The 19,848-nt window shown below is 51.3% G+C and carries 16 protein-coding genes; 5 read left to right on the top strand and 11 right to left on the bottom strand.

All coding sequences use genetic code 11. From position 1 onward, the window contains the following. Window position 1: 1 nt before the first annotated feature. Window positions 2-796, bottom strand: coding sequence for a type I methionyl aminopeptidase (map, locus tag Q9292_RS11415; RefSeq protein WP_313988133.1), 795 nt, complete (start codon window positions 794-796; stop codon window positions 2-4). Between the two features lie 249 nt (window positions 797-1,045). Here map and Q9292_RS11410 point away from each other — a divergent pair, with 249 nt between their 5' ends. Next, entirely contained in the window at window positions 1,046-1,879 is an 834-nt protein-coding gene (locus Q9292_RS11410; RefSeq protein ID WP_275355641.1) for an HDOD domain-containing protein, read from the top strand. Here the strand turns inward: Q9292_RS11410 and Q9292_RS11405 are convergent. After that, a complete protein-coding gene (locus tag Q9292_RS11405; protein WP_313988127.1) occupies window positions 1,876-3,738 on the bottom strand; it encodes a tetratricopeptide repeat protein in 1,863 nt (620 codons plus the stop codon). The two genes, Q9292_RS11410 and Q9292_RS11405, sit on opposite strands and share 4 nt — an antisense overlap. A gap of 126 nt (window positions 3,739-3,864) precedes the next feature. Between Q9292_RS11405 and Q9292_RS11400 the strand changes: the two genes are divergently transcribed. Together Q9292_RS11400 and Q9292_RS11395 are read left to right on the top strand one after the other, a co-directional pair. Beyond that, window positions 3,865-4,404, top strand: coding sequence for a peroxiredoxin (locus tag Q9292_RS11400; RefSeq protein WP_313988124.1), 540 nt, complete (start codon window positions 3,865-3,867; stop codon window positions 4,402-4,404). Between the two features lie 11 nt (window positions 4,405-4,415). Next, window positions 4,416-4,898: a dihydrofolate reductase gene (locus Q9292_RS11395; protein ID WP_313988121.1), complete on the top strand. Its 483-nt coding sequence runs from the start codon at window positions 4,416-4,418 to the stop codon at window positions 4,896-4,898. Between the two features lie 1,080 nt (window positions 4,899-5,978). On the opposite strand, the gene Q9292_RS11390 is transcribed toward Q9292_RS11395, so the two are convergent. The 4 genes from Q9292_RS11390 to gnd form a co-directional block, all read right to left on the bottom strand. Continuing rightward, complete coding sequence (locus tag Q9292_RS11390) at window positions 5,979-8,225, bottom strand: arginine/lysine/ornithine decarboxylase (protein ID WP_194748003.1); 2,247 nt, start codon at window positions 8,223-8,225, stop codon at window positions 5,979-5,981. A gap of 102 nt (window positions 8,226-8,327) precedes the next feature. Then, window positions 8,328-8,897: a dCTP deaminase gene (gene dcd / locus Q9292_RS11385; RefSeq protein ID WP_275355635.1), complete on the bottom strand. Its 570-nt coding sequence runs from the start codon at window positions 8,895-8,897 to the stop codon at window positions 8,328-8,330. A 169-nt stretch (window positions 8,898-9,066) separates the two neighbouring features. After that, window positions 9,067-10,542: a glucose-6-phosphate dehydrogenase gene (zwf, locus tag Q9292_RS11380; protein WP_194747999.1), complete on the bottom strand. Its 1,476-nt coding sequence runs from the start codon at window positions 10,540-10,542 to the stop codon at window positions 9,067-9,069. A gap of 151 nt (window positions 10,543-10,693) precedes the next feature. Next, complete coding sequence (gnd, locus tag Q9292_RS11375; RefSeq protein ID WP_194747997.1) at window positions 10,694-11,599, bottom strand: phosphogluconate dehydrogenase (NAD(+)-dependent, decarboxylating); 906 nt, start codon at window positions 11,597-11,599, stop codon at window positions 10,694-10,696. A gap of 183 nt (window positions 11,600-11,782) precedes the next feature. Between gnd and pgl the strand changes: the two genes are divergently transcribed. Next, window positions 11,783-12,469, top strand: coding sequence for a 6-phosphogluconolactonase (pgl, locus tag Q9292_RS11370; protein ID WP_313988115.1), 687 nt, complete (start codon window positions 11,783-11,785; stop codon window positions 12,467-12,469). An 80-nt stretch (window positions 12,470-12,549) separates the two neighbouring features. Here pgl and Q9292_RS11365 read toward each other — a convergent pair whose 3' ends face one another. The 3 genes from Q9292_RS11365 to Q9292_RS11355 form a co-directional block, all read right to left on the bottom strand. Then, window positions 12,550-13,113, bottom strand: a complete 564-nt coding sequence (locus Q9292_RS11365) for a DUF1003 domain-containing protein (RefSeq protein WP_313988113.1) — start codon at window positions 13,111-13,113, stop codon at window positions 12,550-12,552. A gap of 22 nt (window positions 13,114-13,135) precedes the next feature. Further along, complete coding sequence (gene apbC, locus Q9292_RS11360) at window positions 13,136-14,224, bottom strand: iron-sulfur cluster carrier protein ApbC (protein ID WP_313988111.1); 1,089 nt, start codon at window positions 14,222-14,224, stop codon at window positions 13,136-13,138. 67 nt (window positions 14,225-14,291) lie between these two features. Further along, on the bottom strand, window positions 14,292-15,332 hold the full coding sequence (locus Q9292_RS11355) for a glycosyltransferase family 1 protein (RefSeq protein ID WP_313988108.1): 1,041 nt from the start codon (window positions 15,330-15,332) through the stop codon (window positions 14,292-14,294). A 279-nt stretch (window positions 15,333-15,611) separates the two neighbouring features. Between Q9292_RS11355 and Q9292_RS11350 the strand changes: the two genes are divergently transcribed. After that, window positions 15,612-16,070: a fasciclin domain-containing protein gene (locus Q9292_RS11350; RefSeq protein ID WP_313988106.1), complete on the top strand. Its 459-nt coding sequence runs from the start codon at window positions 15,612-15,614 to the stop codon at window positions 16,068-16,070. A 244-nt stretch (window positions 16,071-16,314) separates the two neighbouring features. On the opposite strand, the gene Q9292_RS11345 is transcribed toward Q9292_RS11350, so the two are convergent. Both Q9292_RS11345 and Q9292_RS11340 read right to left on the bottom strand, forming a co-directional pair. After that, window positions 16,315-17,436 (bottom strand): acetate kinase, encoded by a 1,122-nt coding sequence (locus Q9292_RS11345; protein WP_313988104.1) that lies wholly within the window; start codon window positions 17,434-17,436, stop codon window positions 16,315-16,317. Beyond that, window positions 17,424-19,796, bottom strand: a complete 2,373-nt coding sequence (locus Q9292_RS11340) for a phosphoketolase family protein (RefSeq protein WP_313988102.1) — start codon at window positions 19,794-19,796, stop codon at window positions 17,424-17,426. The genes Q9292_RS11345 and Q9292_RS11340 overlap by 13 nt, the downstream gene beginning before the upstream one ends. Window positions 19,797-19,848: the final 52 nt, after the last annotated feature.

Here is a 19,848-nt window from a genome sequence, read left to right as displayed (position 1 = left end):
CTTAGAGCGTGGGCCGGGCTGGCGTACCCGCTGAGACGGTCATGATTTCAAAGCCCTCTTCAGTGACGAGTACGGTATGCTCCCATTGTGCCGACAAGCTACGGTCCTTGGTGACCACGGTCCAGCCATCCGGCATGAATTTGATGTCGCGGCGGCCAGCATTGATCATGGGTTCGATGGTAAAAATCATGCCAGGCTTGAGCGTCAAACCTGCCCCGGGTTTGCCATAATGCAACACTTGGGGCTCGCAATGAAATTTTTTGCCGATGCCATGTCCGCAGAATTCACGCACAATGCTGTAGCCATTTTTTTCTGCAAATGACTGAATCGCATAGCCAATATCGCCCAACGTGTTACCAGGCTTGACCTTTTCTATGCCGCGCCACATGGCTTGGTAGGTGAGGTCGCACAGCCGCTTGGCCTGTGGTGAGACACTGCCGACCATAAACATGCGTGACGTATCGCCATGATAGCCGTCTTTAATGACTGTGATGTCCAGATTGACGATATCGCCATTTTTAAGCTCTTTTTCGCTAGGGACCCCATGGCAGATTTGCTGGTTAATCGAGGTGCAAATAGACTTGGGGTAGGGTGCATGGCCATCTGGTGCATAGTTTAATGGGGCCGGGATCGCTTGCTGTACATTGACGATGTAATCATGGCAAAGCTGGTCCAGTTTGTTGGTGGTCACCCCCGCCACGACAAACGGTGTGATGTAATCCAGCACTTCTGAGGCCAAACGACCTGCGATGCGCATTTTTTCAATTTCTTCGGGGGTATGCAGAACAATTGCCATAAACGAGTGACCGCTCTTACGTTAATCCGTTTTCCAGACAGGCTTTCGGAATCATTAACTAAAACAACATTCTAACATAGACACATAGCAGTCATGATGTTTGGCCTACTTCGCTCAAGGAATGCGCAAGAACGCCGTTAATAGAGTTGAGTCATAAAAGAAACTGACTGGCATTAGTGTAATTGATCCCGACATGACACTTGATGGCAATGATTTATACTCGGGCATGATTTTAGCTGGAGCACACTTATGGTGACACTCACCGAAGCAAGAGCCAACCGCACCGTTAAAGATTGGGTGGCTTTTTTTAAGGCGGCAGAGATTCCGGTCTTGCGGCAGACGGCTAGAGAGATCGCTCAATTACAGGCGCGTGAAGATGAAACGGGCGCCCGTGACATTACCCGTGTGGTCATTAATGATCCGCTCATGATGTTCAAGGTGTTGGCGTACGCCAATAATCATCGCAGCCGTCATCAGTTACAGGACCTGGTGCAGGTCGAGCAGGCAATTATCATGATGGGCACTGGCACGTTTTTCGCGCAGATTCCTACCGTTCCGCATGTGGAGGATGTGTTGCATGAACATATGTCCGCCTTGATCGATTTGCTCAAGCTCATGATACGGGCTCACCGTGCCGGTTATTTTTCCGCAGAGTTTGCCTCGCATTTGATGGATTTGCACGCAGAAGAGGTGAGGGTGGCAGCCTCGCTGCATGATTTTGCCGAAATGCTCATGTGGTGCTTTAACCCGGATGCGATGGGCGAAATCAGCCAGCGCCAGGATGCAGATAAAACCTTGCGTAGCCGGGTCGTTCAACAAGAGGTGCTGGGTTTCAGATTACTGGAGTTACAGGCCGAGCTGGTGCAGGTCTTTAACTTGCCGCCATTGCTCAGTGACCTGATGGACGAAGCGCGCGCAGACCTGCCCAGGGTGCGTAATGTGCAGTTAGCCGTGAATCTGGCCAGACATTCTGCCGACGGCTGGGATAACGCCGCCTTGCCCGATGACTACAAAGATATTGCCGAGTTGCTGCATGTTGATGTTGAGCGCGTCAAACATATCGTCGGCGTGCCACAACATTAATCTTGTGCGGCTTGTTCGCTTGCGATCAGGCGCTCATGACGCTGGGCCAGCATATCGGTGACGGCCTGATGTATCCGGTCAATCACTTGCTCCCAGGCTTCGTCATCCCCTTGTTTGAACAGGCGCATGCCTGGATACCACGGACTGTCTTCGCGCTGTTGTAACCAGCGGAAATGCGCATGTTGCGGCAGTAATAACCAGACCTCTTTGCCTAAGGCCGCAGCCAAATGCGCGACGGCCGTGTCGACTGATATCACCAGATCCATTTGCATGATCAGCCCCGCAGTGGCGGTGAAGTTTATTAATTCCGGGTGATGACATTCCAGCATGGGAAACCGTTTGAGCATGATATGGTCTTCGCGCCTGAACTCTTTTTGCAAGCTGTGCCATTCGACTTCCATATTCAGCAGAGGCGCCATCAGAAACAGCGGAATACTGCGCCACTGATCATATTTGTTCGTCGCCTCGCCACACCAGTTGAGCCCGATGCGCAACCGACGGCCAGGCCCCAGTAATTGTTGCCAGGGTTCACTGTGGCGTGCCTCTACCCCCAGATAAGGCAAGCCGGCCGGTATCGTATCCAGTTGCGTGTTAAACACCGCTGGCAAGCTCAGCATGGGGCAGAATACGTCAAAATGCGGCAGGCTACGTCCATCCTGGCAAACGACCAGAATCGTCGCATCATGCGCCCAATACTCATTAAACAAGTCAAATAAGGCCTCAGGGACGGCCAATACCAGATGGTTAGGTTTGCAGGCTTGAACCATAGGCAGGTAACGGCAATATTGCAGGGTGTCGCTCAACGTCTGCTCGGCCCAGATCAGAATGGTTTTGCCGACCAGAGCGCCTGCCGATGACCATAACAAGTTTAAATCTGGCCGGTGTTTGTCCGCAAGCACTTGAAAACGCGCCGCATACAGCGGCCAGCCGGCTTCGAATTCTCCGCGTGCCAATCGCAGCATACTCATGGTATATCTGGCTTGTGCATGATTCGGCGCCAATTTAAGCGCCGTCTCCAGGCAGGCGTAAGCCTCATCGTGCTGCCTGTTTTCATACAGCGCCAAGCCCAGGTGGCATTGGGCAGCCGCATACCCAGGGTTCAACTGCAAGGCCAGGCGGAAATCGGCAATCGCTTCAGTGTACTTCCCCAGCTGGCATAATACTACGCCACGGTTGTTGTAGGGTAAATGCAAATTTGGTTGATAGCGGATGGCTTCATCAAAACTTAGCACGGCCTCTTGTGGCTTGCCCTGTGATTGCAGAATCAAGGCGCGCTGATGATAGGCATCGGCAAAGTCAGGCTGTATGCGGATCGCCTCGTTCATGCATAACAGCGCATCGCCAGTCTGTTGCAGTTGCATGCATAACACCCCCAGACGATAGTGAAAATGGGCATGCTCCGGATGTGCCGCCACTGCCTGTCGTAAAACATTGGCTGCCTGGTCGACTTGCTGCAGTTGCAGCATCAGGTCAGTACATTCGGTAAAAGCGGGCAGTCGTTGCGGGTCAAGCTTGATGGCGGTACGCAGGCGCAAAATGGCTTCTTGCGTTCTGCCCAGGTTTTTCAGTGCGCGTGCATCCAGGTAATAAAGCTGTGCCTGTTTGGCATCCAGGGCAATGGCTTGTTTGTAGCACTCATGCGCCGCCTTGAACTGTTGCGTGCGCATATGCAGGTTGCCTAGCTGCACCCGCAGTTCCAGCAGGTCAGGCCGCAGACTGATCGCTTGCAGCAAATATTGCTCAGCCGCATGAAACTCCTGGTTTTGCAGCATTAGGCCTGCTAGCTTCTGATAGGCATCCCACTTCTGCGGATCGGCAGCAATCAGTTTCAGCAGTTTTGCAATGGCTTCATTGTTCATGGGATAACTGGCAACACTTCAAGCGATTGCGGGCGACCTTAAATGGATGGATGGCGGATTAAGGTACAATAAGCAGCTGTCAGCGTCAACGACCTGAATGTCATTTACCCAAAGAAAGGAAACTCAATGCTGATCAAACTGATCATGTACGGCCTGTTGTTCTGGTTAGCCGTCTGGGGCTATCGCCAATATCAGCAGCCTTCTACACGTGTCAGCGTCGGCATGAAAGCGCCTGCATTCAGTCTGCCAGATGCCCAGGGAAACCTGCGGCAACTCTCCGAATGGCAGGGTAAATGGCTGGTGCTTTATTTTTATCCCAAAGATGACACGCCTGGTTGTACGCGCGAAGCTTGCCAGTTCAGGGATGATATCCAGCAGATCCATGCCCTGGGTGCCGAGGTGGTAGGTATCAGTGTCGATACCGTTGCCAGCCATGCCGCATTTGCGCAAAAACACCGCTTGTCTTTTCCGTTGCTGGCAGACAGCAATGGTCAGGTGGCTGATGCCTATGGCGCCTTGTTTAACCTTGTCGTCTTCCAGGCCGCCAAGCGCATGACCTTTATTCTTGACCCACAAGGCGTCGTTGCCGAGTCCTACAGCAACGTCAACCCTGACGGGCATAGCGAGGCCATCATTCGTGACCTCAAGCGCCTGTCGGCTTTTTAGTGAGTATCACCATGCAAGCCCTTTCCCTGATCGTCGCCCATGCAGACAACCGTGTCATTGGTCACAATAATCAGTTGCCTTGGCACCTGCCCGAAGACCTCAAGCGCTTCAAACAACTGACCATGGGCCACCACATTATTATGGGCCGCAAAACCTATGAGTCGCTGGGTCGCTTGTTGCCCGGACGCACCACGGTAGTCGTCACTCGCGATACTGAATACGCGGTTGAAGGAGCCAAGGTTGTACATTCACTGCCACAAGCGCTTGCAGCCTGTGCCAGTGATGAAGAACCCTTTCTGATTGGCGGCGCGGAGTTGTATGCACAGGGCCTGCCTTATGTCACGCGGCTATACATTACGCGGGTATATGCTCATGTCGGCGGCGATGCATTTTTCCCGGAAATCGAGATGCATGAGTGGGAATTGGTGAGTGAGGAAGGGCATACCTCGGAGAATGGCTTGCATTATAGTGATATGGTTTATCAGCGGCGATGATAGAAGCCTTTGGCTTGATGCATCGACAAAAGAATAAGGTTATTGTTTTTTCGATGCTTAATCTCAATCCAAGTTAGTCCAGTTTTTCGTCATTCCGGCGTAGGCCGAATTCATGCAAGGTTAATACTAATCTGATTAAAATTGAAGAGCGCGTATTGAATTTGCTGCAAGTCTTCTTAGATATTTACGGAATTCCACCTTTCTTTTTCGCCTGTAGGCGAGTTACTTTCTGTTGCTTGTCCTACAGAAAGTAACCACAACTAACGGAGTGTTGCGGCGTAGGCTAACCTTTAGGTTAAGCCACAAAGTGGCGGCCGTAGCCAAAGAGGAGGGCACCCAGCCATCACGGCCTGACGGCGGCCTTGCGTTGTTGGCTACGGCCGCTACGCTTAACATTGCTGCGCAAGTTAGCCTACGCCGTAACAGACTGCGCTGAAGTCTTAGTTATCAACAAAGTGGGCGTCCATCGAAACTCGCCCTAGCGGCTTGCACAAAACGCAAGCCACCGCGGAACTCGAACAGCCGATGGCCGACATCCCCCACTTCGTCTGCGCTACTCAGCGTGATGGGATGGGATTTATCTCATCAAAATCACACTGTTGAAATTTGGACCGTTCAAAAATTCAAATTCTTTTCCTTTTAGCCCACAAACGGTGGCGCTCATGGGTTTTCGGGCCCCTATCTGCCACGCCGAGTAGCGCAGCCAAAGTAAGGAAGAAGGGAGCGACTGTTCGAGTCCCGCACCAGCTCACGTATTTTGTGAGCTGCCAGGTCGAGTTTCGTGACCGCTTGTTTTGGCGAGCAACGCAGGAAACAAGCGGAAGCTAGGGTCTCTTGTTCTTTGCCTTCTTTCTTCTGGACAAGCATAAGAAAGAACGGTCGCCTAAAAGGCGAAATAAATCATTCACCCATCCTGTTAATGCCTAATACAACCTTGTTCAATGTACGCAAAGAAAGGTGACTAGCTCACAGGCGAAACAGAGGTCTCGGTAAAATAGCAAAGGCAACCATTAAGTTGCCTTTGCTGAAGCTCACAAAAAAGAAAGCTCAGTAAAAAAACAGCTGAGTGAAGCTAAAGAGCTAATCTTCCTGCTGCACACAATCCACGTAATACACGGCTTTACCATCCACGACTTGCTTCACCAGGCCATGGTTATCGGTCTCAAAGCCCGGGAATTTCTCGTTGAATTCGCGTGCAAATTTGAGGTAGTTCACAATGACCTTGTTAAAGCGTTCACCTGGAATCAGCAGTGGAATACCTGGCGGGTAGGGGGTTAAGAGCACAGCTGTCACGCGGCCTTCGAGCTCATCAATGGCCACGCGCTCAATTTTGCGGTGGGCCATTTTTGAGAAGGCGTCAGTTGGTTTCATGGCTGGCACCATGTCAGACAGATACATTTCTGTAGTCAGGCGGGCGACGTCATTGGCTTTGTAGACTTCATGAATTTGTGTACACAAATCTTTGAGGCCGACACGTTCATAGCGTGGATGCTTCTGCACAAATTCCGGCAGCACTTTCCATAATGGCTGGTTTTTGTCATAGTCGTCTTTAAACTGTTGTAACGCGGCGACCATGGTGTTCCAGCGGCCTTTGGTAATGCCGATGGTAAACATGATAAAGAACGAGTAGAGACCGGTTTTCTCAACGATCACGCCGTGTTCAGCCAGGTACTTGGTCACAATCGCTGCCGGGATGCCGAATTCTTCTGAGAATTCACCATCTACATCCAGCCCGGGCGTGATGATGGTGGCTTTGATCGGGTCCAGCATGTTAAAGCCTTCGGCCAGGTTGCCAAAGCCGTGCCAGCGCTCGTTGGCTTTCAGCATCCAGGCGTCTCGTTCTTCCAGGCCGTCTTCTGACAAATCGGTCGGGCCCCAGACTTTAAACCACCAGTCGGTGCCCCATTCTTCGTCCACCTTACGCATGGCGCGGCGGAAGTCCAGGGCTTCTTTGAGGGATTCTTCTACCAGGGCGGTACCGCCTGGGGCTTCCATCATGGCGGCAGCCACGTCACAGCTGGCAATAATCGAGTATTGCGGGCTGGTAGAGGTATGCATCAGATAGGCTTCGTTGAACACATCGCGGTCCAGGCGGTTCTGGTCAGCATCCTGTACCAGAATCTGCGAGGCCTGGCTTAGGCCAGCCAGCAGTTTGTGCGTGGACTGGGTGGAGAACACCATGGATTCTTTACAGCGTGGGCGGTCTGCGCCAATCGCGTGGTAGTCACCATAAAAGTCATGGAAGGTCGCGTGTGGCAGCCAGGCTTCATCAAAGTGCAGAGTGTCGATCTTGCCATCCAGCATTTCCTTGATTTCTTCAACGTTGTACAGCACGCCGTCATAGGTGGATTGCGTGATGGTCAGTACGCGTGGCTTGGCGTTTTTGTCGGTGGCAAACGGGTTGCGTTCGATTTTCTTCTGGATATTTTCCCAGGCAAACTCGCTTTTCGGAATCGGGCCGATAATGCCAAAGTGGTTACGCGTTGGCATCAGGAATACCGGCACCGCCCCGGTCATGATGATGGAGTGCAATACGGATTTATGGCAGTTACGGTCAACCACCACGATGTCACCAGGCGCGACGGTGGAGTTCCAGACGATCTTGTTCGAGGTTGAGGTGCCGTTAGTGACAAAATAGAGGTGATCACAGTTGTAAATGCGCGCAGCGTTACGCTCAGAGGCGGCCACCGGGCCGGTATGATCCAGTAATTGGCCTAATTCATCCACCGCATTACACACGTCTGCACGCAGCATGTTCTCGCCAAAAAACTGGTGGAACATCTGCCCGACAGGTGATTTCAGGAAGGCAACGCCACCGGAGTGACCAGGGCAGTGCCAGGAGTAGGAGCCGTCAGCCGCGTAATGGGTCAATGCCTTGAAGAAGGGTGGTGGCAGGCTATCCAGGTAGGCTTTGGCTTCGCGGATAATCAGGCGCGCCACAAACTCAGGCGTGTCTTCATTCATATGGATAAAGCCGTGCAACTCACGCAGCACATCGTTTGGAATGTGGCGGCTGGTGCGGGTCTCGCCATGCAAAAAGATCGGAATCTCTTCGTTACGGTAACGGATTTCCTGTACAAAATTACGCAGTTGCTCGATGGCTTCTGGTTTCTCTTCAACGATTTCCTCATCGTCAATTGACAGGATAAACGCCGAGGCACGGCTTTGCTGCTGCGCGAAAGAGGTGAGGTCGCCGTAGCTGGTCACACCAAGCACCTCCAGACCTTCGTCTTCAATCGCTTTGGCCAACACCCGGATGCCCAGGCCAGACGAGTTTTCCGAGCGAAAATCTTCGTCAATAATCACAATGGGAAATCTAAATTTCATAAAGGAATCCTTTTACCGCTTAAGACACAGAGGCACAGGGAAAGTTATCGCTTAACCCTGTGCCTCTGTGGTGAAATGTTCTGATTGTGTTCAAGAGTGTGATTATATCTTTGGTAATGTGACACCAATTTGACCTTGGTATTTGCCACCACGGTCTTTATAACTGGTTTCACAGACTTCATCAGACTCCAGGAACAGCACTTGTGCACAGCCTTCACCTGCATAAATCTTGGCTGGCAACGGCGTCGTGTTACTAAACTCCAGCGTTACATAGCCTTCCCACTCAGGTTCAAACGGTGTCACATTGACAATAATGCCGCAGCGCGCATACGTGGACTTGCCTAGGCAAATCGTTAACACGGAACGCGGGATGCGGAAATATTCGACCGTACGTGCCAGTGCAAACGAGTTGGGAGGAATGACGCAATAGCCTTTGCCTGAGACCTCGACAAAAGACTGTGGGTCAAATGCCTTGGGGTCGACAATGGTGCTATTGATGTTGGTGAACACGCGGAATTCATCCGCACAACGGATATCGTAGCCGTAAGAGGAGGTGCCGTAAGACACGATTTTTTGACCATTCACCTCGCGGACCAGCGTGGGCTCGAACGGCTCGATCATGCCGTGTTGTTCAGCCATCCTGCGTATCCATTTATCAGACTTAATGCTCATTACGATATCCAGTCATTTGCGTCATCAACGCATGCAATAAAGAGAAAAAAGCGGAGTTTAAACTCCGCTTTTAGTGAGTGCAAATAATAACAACAATTACAGTTAAATTTGCAAATTTTTTTGGCTTTGAGGCGAATTAATCCACCGGGGAGGCATGAGCCCCCAAGGTTTACTTATCGCCGCCTAATTCAATGCTGTAGCGCCAGAACTGATCTTCCGCTTCAAAAATCACTTTGGACTCGATTGGATCACGGCTACCGGCAGGGTACTGATGGACCGGACGCTTGTCTTCTGCCCAGGCTTTCACGACTGGATCCACCAGGCGCCATTGTGCTTCGGCTTCAGAAATATGCAGGTAGTTGGAGTTGTCACCTTGCATCAGGTTCAGCAGTAAGGCCTCGTAAGCATCTACGGAGTCGTCTGCGTCCCAACGGTTGGCCGCATCTAGCTGGATGGTACGGGTTTGTACATCCAGGCCAGGAATCTTGGACTGGATTTCGAGCTTGATGCACTCACGTGGCTGGATGCCGATGATGAGCCAGTTTTGGTCCTGGTCATTGATTTGCAATGGCGCTTTTTTGAAGCGGATAGCAATACGCGTATCGGCTTCGTGCAGGCGCTTGGCGGTGCGGATGTAGAAAGGCACCCCTTTCCAGCGTGGGTTATCAATAAACAGTTTCAAGGCAGCATAGGTTTCTACCACGCTGTCATTGTTGCCCAGTTCTTCGAGGTAGCCAGGCACTTTTTCGCCATTGATTTCACCGGCACTGTATTGCGCGCGGAAAGCATGCTTTTCCAGTTCGTTGACTGGGATAGGGCGAATCTGCTCCAGCAACTTGATTTTAGCGTCACGTACGCCTTCCGGTGACAGGTCTTTTGGCAGCTCCATGGCGGTCAGTGCCAAGGTTTGCAGAATATGGCTTTGCAACATATCGCGCAGAGCACCTGTGCTGTCGTAGAACTGCGTACGGTCGCCTACACCCAGCATTTCGGTGTTGGTGATTTGCACGTGGTCAATGTACTGGTTGTTCCAGATCGGCTCTAACACGGTATTGGTAAAGCGTTGCAGCAAGATGTTTTGCAGCGCGGATTTGCCCAGGTAGTGGTCGATACGGTAAATCTGGCTTTCTTTCAGGTGCTTGGTGATGGCAGCCTGCAGTTCTTTGGCAGATGGCAGATCGGTACCGAATGGTTTTTCGATCACCACGCGGCGCCAGTATTTGTCTTCCTGAGTCAGGCCTACATTGGCCAGTGATTCAACGACTGGTGCAAAGTCTACCGGACGTACTGAGAGGAAGTAAGCCAGGTTCTGCGGAAATACTTTTTCGTCGCTCAGGGTGGCTTTCAGTTTGTTGAACGCGTCTGGGTCAGTCGGTGGGTTGGCATGGTAGAAGTTACGGGCGATAAAGCGCTCGAAGACTTTCTGGTCATACCCTTTTTTGAATTTGGTATCCAGCATGGATTTGATGTCTGCACGCCAGGCATCCAGATCAACCACTTGACGGCCAACGCCGATAATTTTCATGTCATCAGGCAGGCGGCCCAGCAGGTCTAGCCTGAACAAACCAGGATACAATTTTACGCGGGCAAGGTTGCCACTCGCGCCAAATAATACCAGGGTGCATGGATCAATTTTATTCGTCATTTCTAACCTTAAGATAAAAATGTAAACGGGAAAGGGCAGGCCTTTCCCATATGTTTATGACTAGCGCTAATAAGTTCTTAAACTTAGTCATGTCAGCATGTGGCTATGAACAAATAAGCAAAAGCCTCTCATGATGAGAGGCTTATATCACTTACTTGGTTTTCACTGAGTGGCCACCGAATGCATTACGCATCAGTGACAGCAGCTTGTAGCTGTAGCCTTCTGAGTCTTGGCTTCTGAAACGTGCTTGCAATGCAGTGGTCAACACTGGCGCTGCCACACCTTGCTCAACCGCTTCAACCACGGTCCAGCGGCCTTCACCGGAGTCAGCAACGTATGGTGCAATTTCTTGCAGGCTTTGGTCTTGTTTGAGTGCTTCAGCCGTCAAGTCGAGCAACCAGCTGCGTACCACAGAACCATGACGCCACAGTTCAGTGATTTGTGCCAAGTCCAGGTTGAACTCTTCTTTACCTTTGATCAGGTCCAAACCTTCAGCAAAGGCTTGCATCATGCCGTATTCGATCCCGTTGTGGATCATTTTGGTGAAGTGACCAGACCCAACAGGACCAACGTGTGCCCAGCCGCGATCCGCGTGGGTCAATGCCTGTGCATATGGAGCCAATACATCAGCATATTGTTTTTCACCGCCGTACATCAGGCAGTAGCCGTTATCCAGGCCCCAAACGCCGCCGGAAGTACCACAGTCGATAAAGCCGATACCATGTTCGGCCAACATTGCGCCACGGCGCTGACTATGTTTATAGTTTGAGTTGCCGCCATCGACGATGATGTCGCCTTTGTTCAGCATTGGGATCAAATCTTTGATTTGATTTTCGGTGATTTCGCCAGCGGGCAACATCAACCAAACAATTTTTTGGCCTTCGAGTTTGCTAACTGCATCCGCAACGGAGGTCGCTGCTTCCAGGCCTTCTTCTTTAACCAGTCTGTTAACGAATTCGGTGTTAAAGTCAAAACCAACCACGTTAATTTTGTGACGCAGCAAGCGAGCAGCCATGTTACCGCCCATTTTGCCCAAGCCAATCATTGCTAATTTCATTCGGATTTTCCTATGGTGTGAGGATAGTTTAAGAGACACCCATCTTTTGGATGGCATGAACCCGATCAGTGCTTCGGATAATTTTGCAGAATTATCATGTCGAGTCAGCTATAATTATAACAAATGCAGTCACGGTCTAAAAGGCTGCGCAAGCTTTTTTGTATTGTTTTTTACAGGTTTTCTATGTCTTTGAATGCTCAAACCCGTTGGCACACGTTTCAATCCCAGGAAGAAATCAACCATGCAGCACTTAACAGAATTCTGGCGGCTGCTGACGCCGCCATTGCCAAGCATGGCAGTTTTCTGATTGTGCTGGCAGGCGGCAGTACGCCCAAGGCGGTGTATCAGTTGTTGGCAAAAGCTGATGCCGACTGGTCCAAATGGCATGTCTATCATAATGATGACCGTTGTTTGCCAGTCGATCATGTGGATCGCAACAGCAAAATGGCGCGCGATGCCTGGTTAAGCCATGTGGCGATTCCTGAAAGTCAGATTCATGATATTCCGGCCGAGCTTGGCAATGTGGCTGGCGCGCTGGCTTATAGCGAGATCCTTAAAGGCGTGCGCACCTTTGATCTGGTGATTTTGGGGCTGGGTGAAGATGGGCATACTGCTAGTTTATTCCCAGGCCAGGCGGTTGATAACAGTGCCGATGCTGTGCCAGTGTTTAACTCGCCCAAACCGCCCGCGGATCGTATTACGATTAGCCAAAAGCGGCTGAACGATACGCATGAGGTCATGTTCCTGGTGACGGGTGCGGGCAAGCAGGAGGCGGTGGATAACTGGCGTAAAGGTGTAGCGATTCCGGCGACATTAATCCAGTCACCGAATGGCGTGGATGTCTATTGCTTTGGTGTGGTTTTGAGCTAAATCGTTTTAAGCTCCCGAGAACATAACGGCCACGCAGAGAACGCTTTGTGGCTTTTTTTATCACCCTGTGCGTGCTGTCGCTAAGATGGTTTTTTATTTTGCTCGGCCAGTAACTGCTCGAGCAAGCCAATCTGCTGTTGCTGCAAGTCTATGAGTTCCTGCCACTGTTGCTCGCGCAAACCATCCATTTTTTCATGCAGCAGCAAAATCTCCAGTTCTGCTTTCAAGTTCACTTCATAGTCATGCTCTGCATGTTTGCGGTCTATTTCTGCTTGCCGGTTCTGTGACATCAGGATGATGGGGGCTTGTATCGAGGCCAGCATAGACAAAAACAGATTGAGCAGAATATAAGGATAGGGGTCAAACGCACGGTCATATTTGAGCAAAATGACCGAGTTCAGCACGACCCAGGCGATCAGCACCAGGGCAAACACAAAAATAAACGTCCAGGAGCCGCCAAAACGAGCTACAGCATCGGCGGCCCTTTGAGCGGTGGTCATGCTACCGTCACTCTCATCTGCCGTATTGCGTGACACATGCCTGCGCTCGGTCAGGTGCCGGGCGACGCGCTGGGTGTGCGCGTCCATGGCGTCATAATCCTTGCCGATCAGCGTTTCTGCAATCTCATGTTCACTGGCGGTCATTGCAGTCTGTCGGCTTGATTGATTATGTATTTTGAATGACGATGTTGGGGAACTTGGCACTGTGGTCCAGGCTGGCAATGGCGATTTTGCTTGCTGCTTTGCGTGCAATTTCTTTATACGTTTTTGCAATGGCGCCATCCGGCATGGCGACTACGGTAGGCTGGCCGCCGTCCGCCTGCATGCGGATATTGATATCCAGCGGCAAACTGCCTAGCAACTCCACGTTGTAGTCTTTAGCCATCAAGGCGCCGCCGCCTGCGCCAAAAATATGCTCTTCATGGCCGCAGTTGGAGCAGATGTGCGTACTCATGTTTTCAACAATGCCTAAAATCGGGATGCCGACTTTTTCGAACATTTTCAGACCCTTGCGCGCGTCGAGCAGGGCGATGTCTTGCGGGGTGGTGACGATAATCGCGCCGGTGACCGGAATTTTTTGTGCCAGGGTCAGCTGGATGTCGCCGGTGCCAGGAGGCAGGTCAATCACCAAGTAATCCAGATCTTGCCAGCGTGTATCGCGCAGCAATTGCTCCAGAGCGCCGGTCACCATCGGGCCGCGCCACACCATGGGTGTGTCGGTATCGACCAGAAAGCCGATGCTCATGGCCTGGATGCCATGCGCACGCATGGGTTCTATGCTCTTGCCATCGGCGCTATCCGGGCGGCCAGAAATGCCTAGCATCTGTGGCTGGCTAGGCCCGTAAATATCCGCATCGAGCAAGCCGACGGTGGCGCCTTCAGCAGCCAAGGCCAGTGCCAGATTGACTGACGTGGTGGATTTGCCGACGCCGCCTTTACCAGATGCTACGGCAATCACGTTTTTCACGTTAGGCAGCAAGTTGACGCCGCGTTGCACGCTATGCGCCACAATGCGGCTGCCAACATTGACGGTGATTTTGCCAATTTCGGCAATGCTTTTTAATGCCTCGGTAATTTGTGCGCGAATCAGGTCCAGTTGTGTCGCTGCAGGGTAGCCTAGCACCACATCCAGGCTGACATCATTGCCATTGACTTGTATATTTTTGATTGATTTGCTGCTGACAAAGTCCTTGCCAGTATTGGGGTCTATGCTCAGTTTGAGCGTGCTTTGAATCACAATATCGCTGATGGCCATGCCTTGAGTTCCCGCAGAAATGCCTGACTAATTAAATCAGGAATTCTACTCCATCCCCCCTGATTCGTCATGCAATCTCTGCGTTAGTCGTGGCAGGCTGTGAGCGCACACAGGGGCTATGGTCAGGATAGTGCTTTTGAAACGTCTCAAAGCAATGCGCCCAGCTCCACTGGCTGCGCGCCTGCTCGCGTATCGCCTCCTTATCCAGCAATGAACACTGCACGATGGCTTGCGCAAGATCCTCGACCAACATGCCTGAAAAGCCATGTTTGATCACATCTCTAGGGCCCGTCACATCAAATGCTGCCACGGGCAGGCCGTTGCACATGGCCTCTATCATCACAATGCCAAATGTATCGGTGCGGGAGGGGAAGGCAAACACATCATGCTGTGCATACAACGCCGCAAGCGCCTTGCCATATTGATAGCCAACAAAATTGACGCGCGGGTATTTTTGCTTGAGCTGGCTTAAATAAGGGCCATCGCCAGCGATGGTGATGTCAAAGGTATCCTGATGCTCACATAGCGCATCCAGGTTTTTTTCACGGCTCACCCTGCCGACGTTCAAGACGCGCAATTTTTGTCCGGCCACCGGCGGCTGCGCAACGCTCAATAACTGTTCAGAGACGCCCCGCGACCAAATCACCAAGTGCTTGAATCCATGCGTCTGCAAAGTCTGGCGCATACTTTCGGTGGTGACAAAGGTGGCATGTGCACCCTGGTGAAACCAGCGTAAATAAGCATAGGTCCAGTGTGCGGGGATCCGCCACATTAATTCGAGGTACTCAGGAAAGCGCGTGTGATAGGAGGTCGTAAACGCAATCCCGCGCGATTTGCACCAGTGGCGCGCCACCAGGCCCATGACGCCCTCGGTGGCAATATGCAATTGTTTAGGCTGGATGCGATTGAGTGTGCGCCACAGGCGCAAGGGTTGGATATTGAGCTGGATTTCAGGATAAAACGGCAACGGTATCCAGCGATACAGGCTAGGGTGCAAAACACGAAAACGCAAGTTGCGTGATTTGGCCACCCGCCGCAGGTTTTTATAGGTCGTAGAGACGCCATTGGTTTGCTGAAAAGTGTCCGTCACAATCAACATCGTCATCATGCAAGCTCCGCAACAAGGTGCCATGATCTTGCCAAGCCAGCATGACGAGTTTATGAACATCTCGCTTTAAAGCTGCGATAACCATTGCCCAACTGATCATCCCTGCGCACATGCTTCACGGGTGTTCAGCTCGCTGTAAGTTTTGACCATGCCCCGGTAAGTTAAGCGTAAGGCTGGCTTGCTAAGGTAAGCACATCGACGACAGCAGCACGCAAGCCGCTAAAAGTCTCGGTAATACACGCTTTAGTTTCAGTTAAACAATAATTCTGGAGAACACGCATGAACAAACTACTTGCACTCACCTTGTTAGCCATCAGCTATACCCATCACGCTAATGCAGATACATTGCTGCAAACCGCAGATCAGGAAGGCAACTTCAAAACCTTTTTACAAGCCGTCAAAACTGCCGGCCTGGAAAGCACCCTCAACGAAAAAGGCCCGATCACCCTGTTTGCCCCTAACGATGCTGCCTTTGCCAAGTTGCCTAAAGCAAAACTTAAAGCGTTAATGGCTAACCCAACCGAGCTCAAAAAAGTGCTCAGCTACCATATCTATCCAGGCAAAATTACCTCTGCAGACGTGAGTGCTGGCAAGGTTAAATCGCTAGAGGGCGCTGACTTGAAACTCACTGTGACTGATGGCGTAAAAGTGGAAAACGTCAAAGTCATTGGTGATGAAATCAATGCTGATAACGGCGTGATTCATACGATGAGTGCTGTTCTGATTCCGAAGGGTTAGAACATTTAGCTTTTAAGCTTCATTTGCAGAATGCTTGTTGGATCAGAGCTTCTGCAAATGAATAGCCTTTTTATTCAACCAAACCATCCAGCTTTTTAGGCTGAAACTCATTACTCAAAGTCTCAAAAGCAGACCGTGTGGCGCCAATTCCTAGAATGCTCTTGCCTTGCCAATCGAAGATTTGAGAGCCAGCCTCACTTTGGGCCTAAGCGCCTTCAAATGCCTCTGACCCTTTGGCCTTAAGTTAGGTTCTAAGTATCATCTGCGCAGCGATTTCAGCTTCTTCATCTGCCGGAATGACGAGGATGGGTTTCGATGTGTTGTCACTGATCCAGGTTTGATGGGTTTGGTTGGCGCTTGCGGACAAACGAAAGCCTAAAAATGAGAGCGGGTCACAAATCAATGTTCTGATTTTGCTGGCGTGTTCGCCTATGCCTCCTGTAAACACCAATGCATCAATGCCGCCTGCTTTTGCCGCATAACTGCCTATCAAGCCGCGCACGCTACGGGCAAAGTAATCCACCGCAAATTTTGCAGCACGGCTGTCGCTGTCCAGCAGGGTTTGCATGTCGCTGCTTTCGCCATTGGAGAGGGCGTGCAGGCCACTTTGGTGAAAAATCAAATCCTCCAGTTGCCCGCTGTTCAACTGTTTTGCGAGTGCCAGCATCACGCCGGGATCCAGGTCACCACTACGGGTTGCCATTGGTATGCCACCTGCCGTGCTGTAGCCCATGCTGGTATCGACAGACTGCAGATTTTCAAGCAGACATAGGCTGCATCCACTGCCAAGATGGGCCACAACGATACGGCCTTGCGTAATCGTATGGTCCAGCAATCCAGGTAGCTGCTTGGCGATATGCGCATAATTCAAACCATGAAAGCCAAATCGACGTAGCTGCGCTGATTCTGGGATGGCGTAGCGGTATGCCAATGCGGGCAGGTTGTAATGAAAACCGTTGTCAAAACATGCCCACTGCGACAGTCGGGGGTGGTCGGAATAGTGAGTTGCACAAAGCCTGACCCCCAACAAGTTGAGTGGGAGATGCAACGGTGCGAATGAAATCAGTTTTTCAAGACGATCTTGTTCTTCCACCGACAGTAAACGCGCCGTGTCCTCAATATGGCCGCCAAACACAAAGCGGTGTGAGATACGGGTTGGGCGGGCAGCCCCCAGCTCTGCAAAAAACTGTTTAAATGCAGCCTCAAAGCCTTCTGTCACTGGTAGATGCGGGGCTATACGATAATGGTAATTCTGGCGGGCTTTGTCAGATGCAAAGTAGGCCGCTTTGAGGCTGGACGAGCCACAGTTGATCACCAGTAAAGACTGGTCATCATTCAACATGTTTTGTGTGTTTACTTCTGCCATTGCCACTCATCCTCTTCAGGCATATCTACGCCATGCTCATAGGCGTATTCACAGCAGGCAATCTGGCGGTTCAGGAGCTCCTCTTGCACATGGGCACCGATATTGCGTAGGCCGGGGATACGGTAAATGGCCTCAATGGCCAGGCTAAAACGGTCAATCTTGTTCTGGATGGCCAGCTCTAGCGGTGTGTTGATACTCCCTTTTTCGCGATAGCCCCTCACATGCAGGTTGGCGTGATTGGCGCGTCGGTAAGTGAGCCTGTGAATCAGGTATGGGTAGCCGTGAAAATTGAACAAGATGGGTTTGTCCGTGGTAAACAGGCGGTCAAACTCCTTATCGGATAAACCATGCGGATGCTCGCTATCCGGTGTCAATTTATATAAATCGACGACATTGATAAAGCGGATTTTGAGCGAAGGGAAGTGGTGCATGAGCAGCTGGGTGGCCGCAAGCGCTTCCTTGGTAGGAATGTCACCCGCACATGCCATAATCAAGTCGGGTTCGCTTCCCGCGTCGCTGCTGGCCCAGTCCCAAATCCCCAGCCCTTTTGTACAATGGATAGTCGCACTTTCAATATCCAGATACTGAAGATGTTTTTGTTTGTCGCAGACAATCACATTAATGTAATCAGTGCTGCGCAAACAGTGGTCTGCCACAGAGAGCAGGCAATTGGCATCCGGAGGCAAATAAATACGGGTAATTTCCGGGCTTTTGTTAACCACAAGGTCTAGAAAGCCTGGGTCTTGATGCGTGAAACCGTTATGATCTTGTCGCCACACAGTAGAAGTAATCAATAAATTCAAAGAAGAAACCGGCGCACGCCAACTGACTTTTTTTGACATATCCAGCCATTTGGCATGCTGGTTGAACATAGAGTCGATCACATGCACGAATGACTCATAAGTGGATAAGAAACCATGCCTGCCTGTTAGCAGATAACCTTCCAGCCAACCTTCCAGCGTGTGCTCAGACAAATACTCCATGACTTTGCCATCTGCTGCCAGCTCACCGCCATCGTCATCCTCAGGTAGTCTATCCGCCAGCCATGTTTTTTTGCTGGCGGTGTACACATCTTGCAGCTTGTTCGAGCTGGTTTCATCCGGACCGAATACGCGAAAATTGTTGGGGTTGGCCGATAGCACATCACGCAGCAGACAACCCAGCGGTTGCGTATTGGAGTGGAGGGGGCCTTCTGCCCGTGATGCTGTGACAGCATACTGGCGGTAGTCTGGTAAAGCCAGCGGTTGGCGTAACAGCCCGCCATTGGCATGCGGATTGGCACTCATGCGCCTGGTGCCGCGTGGCGCTAACTCGGCCAACTCAGGCAAGAGACGCCCCTCTGCATCAAATAAGCTTTCAGGTTGATAGCTGCGCAACCACGATTCCAATTGCGCAAGATGCTCAGGGTTCTCCGCGGGTTTGCTGATTGGCACTTGATGCGCGCGCCAGCTGTTTTCCACTTGATGCCCATCCACCCTTTTGGGGCCAGTCCAGCCTTTGGGGCTGCGTAACACAATCATGGGCCAGCGAGGGCGGCTGGTGTCATTGTTTGTTCTCGCGTTTTGCTGGATATCCTTAATTGACTGAATAGCGGCTTCAAGCGCTTGCGCCATCTCCTGATGCATGCCCTCGGGATCATTCCCCTCAACAAAAATGGGTGTCCATCCATAGCCTTTGAGCAACTCTTCCAGTTCCTGATGTGATATCCGCGCCAACACGGTGGGATTGTTAATTTTGTAGCCATTGAGATGCAACACCGGTAACACCGCCCCATCCCGAATAGGGTTCAGGAACTTGTTTGAATGCCATGCGGTGGCCAGCGGGCCGGTTTCCGCCTCACCATCGCCGACCATCACAGCGACCAATAAATACGGATTATCGAACGCAGCACCAAAGGCATGCGAAAGGCTATACCCCAGTTCACCGCCTTCATGAATCGAGCCCGGCAATTCAGGTGTGCAATGGCTGCCAAATCCACCCGGGAAAGAAAAGTCTTTAAACAAATTGCGCATGCCGAGTTCAGTTTGCGCTTTGTCGGGATAAATTTCGCTGCAGGTGCCTTCCAAATAGACGGGGGCCAGTACACCAGGTGCGCCGTGCCCAGGTCCGGCCAGAAAAATCGCATTCAAGTCGTATTTTTTGATCATGCGATTGATGTGGATGTAAGTGAAACTCAGGCCTGGGCTAGAGCCCCAGTGGCCTAATGGGCGTTGTTTGATATGGCCAGCTTCCAGCGGTTTTTTTAATAGCGGGTTGTCCTGCAAGTAAATCATTCCCGCAGCCAAATAATTACACGCCGACCAATAACGATTGATGCGCTTTAGCTCGTGCTCGTCCAATAAAAACGTGTGTTCAGTCATATGCGTAACCCTCTCATTTTTACTGATCGTTTGAGTAGTATGTCACTCACCA

It is taken from the genome of Methylophilus sp. VKM B-3414 (assembly GCF_032248435.1).
GTDB classification, from domain to species: Bacteria; Pseudomonadota; Gammaproteobacteria; order Burkholderiales; family Methylophilaceae; genus Methylophilus; species Methylophilus glucosoxydans.
Note: the sequence above shows the minus strand (reverse complement) of the source record. Positions and strands in the feature narration are given on the sequence as shown.

What these genes read in the sequence shown, in the direction of transcription:
- dcd (WP_275355635.1), bottom strand. Translation starts at nt 8,897, where the DNA reads ATGAGCATTAAGTCTGATAAATGGATACGCAGGATGGCTGAACAACAC.
- apbC (WP_313988111.1), bottom strand. Translation starts at nt 14,224, where the DNA reads ATGGCCATCAGCGATATTGTGATTCAAAGCACGCTCAAACTGAGCATA.
- map (WP_313988133.1), bottom strand. Translation starts at nt 796, where the DNA reads ATGGCAATTGTTCTGCATACCCCCGAAGAAATTGAAAAAATGCGCATC.
- Q9292_RS11400 (WP_313988124.1), top strand. Translation starts at nt 3,865, where the DNA reads ATGCTGATCAAACTGATCATGTACGGCCTGTTGTTCTGGTTAGCCGTC.
- Q9292_RS11340 (WP_313988102.1), bottom strand. Translation starts at nt 19,796, where the DNA reads ATGACTGAACACACGTTTTTATTGGACGAGCACGAGCTAAAGCGCATC.
- pgl (WP_313988115.1), top strand. Translation starts at nt 11,783, where the DNA reads ATGTCTTTGAATGCTCAAACCCGTTGGCACACGTTTCAATCCCAGGAA.
- gnd (WP_194747997.1), bottom strand. Translation starts at nt 11,599, where the DNA reads ATGAAATTAGCAATGATTGGCTTGGGCAAAATGGGCGGTAACATGGCT.
- Q9292_RS11365 (WP_313988113.1), bottom strand. Translation starts at nt 13,113, where the DNA reads ATGACCGCCAGTGAACATGAGATTGCAGAAACGCTGATCGGCAAGGAT.
- Q9292_RS11350 (WP_313988106.1), top strand. Translation starts at nt 15,612, where the DNA reads ATGAACAAACTACTTGCACTCACCTTGTTAGCCATCAGCTATACCCAT.
- Q9292_RS11395 (WP_313988121.1), top strand. Translation starts at nt 4,416, where the DNA reads ATGCAAGCCCTTTCCCTGATCGTCGCCCATGCAGACAACCGTGTCATT.
- Q9292_RS11390 (WP_194748003.1), bottom strand. Translation starts at nt 8,225, where the DNA reads ATGAAATTTAGATTTCCCATTGTGATTATTGACGAAGATTTTCGCTCG.
- zwf (WP_194747999.1), bottom strand. Translation starts at nt 10,542, where the DNA reads ATGACGAATAAAATTGATCCATGCACCCTGGTATTATTTGGCGCGAGT.
- Q9292_RS11355 (WP_313988108.1), bottom strand. Translation starts at nt 15,332, where the DNA reads ATGATGACGATGTTGATTGTGACGGACACTTTTCAGCAAACCAATGGC.
- Q9292_RS11410 (WP_275355641.1), top strand. Translation starts at nt 1,046, where the DNA reads ATGGTGACACTCACCGAAGCAAGAGCCAACCGCACCGTTAAAGATTGG.
- Q9292_RS11345 (WP_313988104.1), bottom strand. Translation starts at nt 17,436, where the DNA reads ATGGCAGAAGTAAACACACAAAACATGTTGAATGATGACCAGTCTTTA.
- Q9292_RS11405 (WP_313988127.1), bottom strand. Translation starts at nt 3,738, where the DNA reads ATGAACAATGAAGCCATTGCAAAACTGCTGAAACTGATTGCTGCCGAT.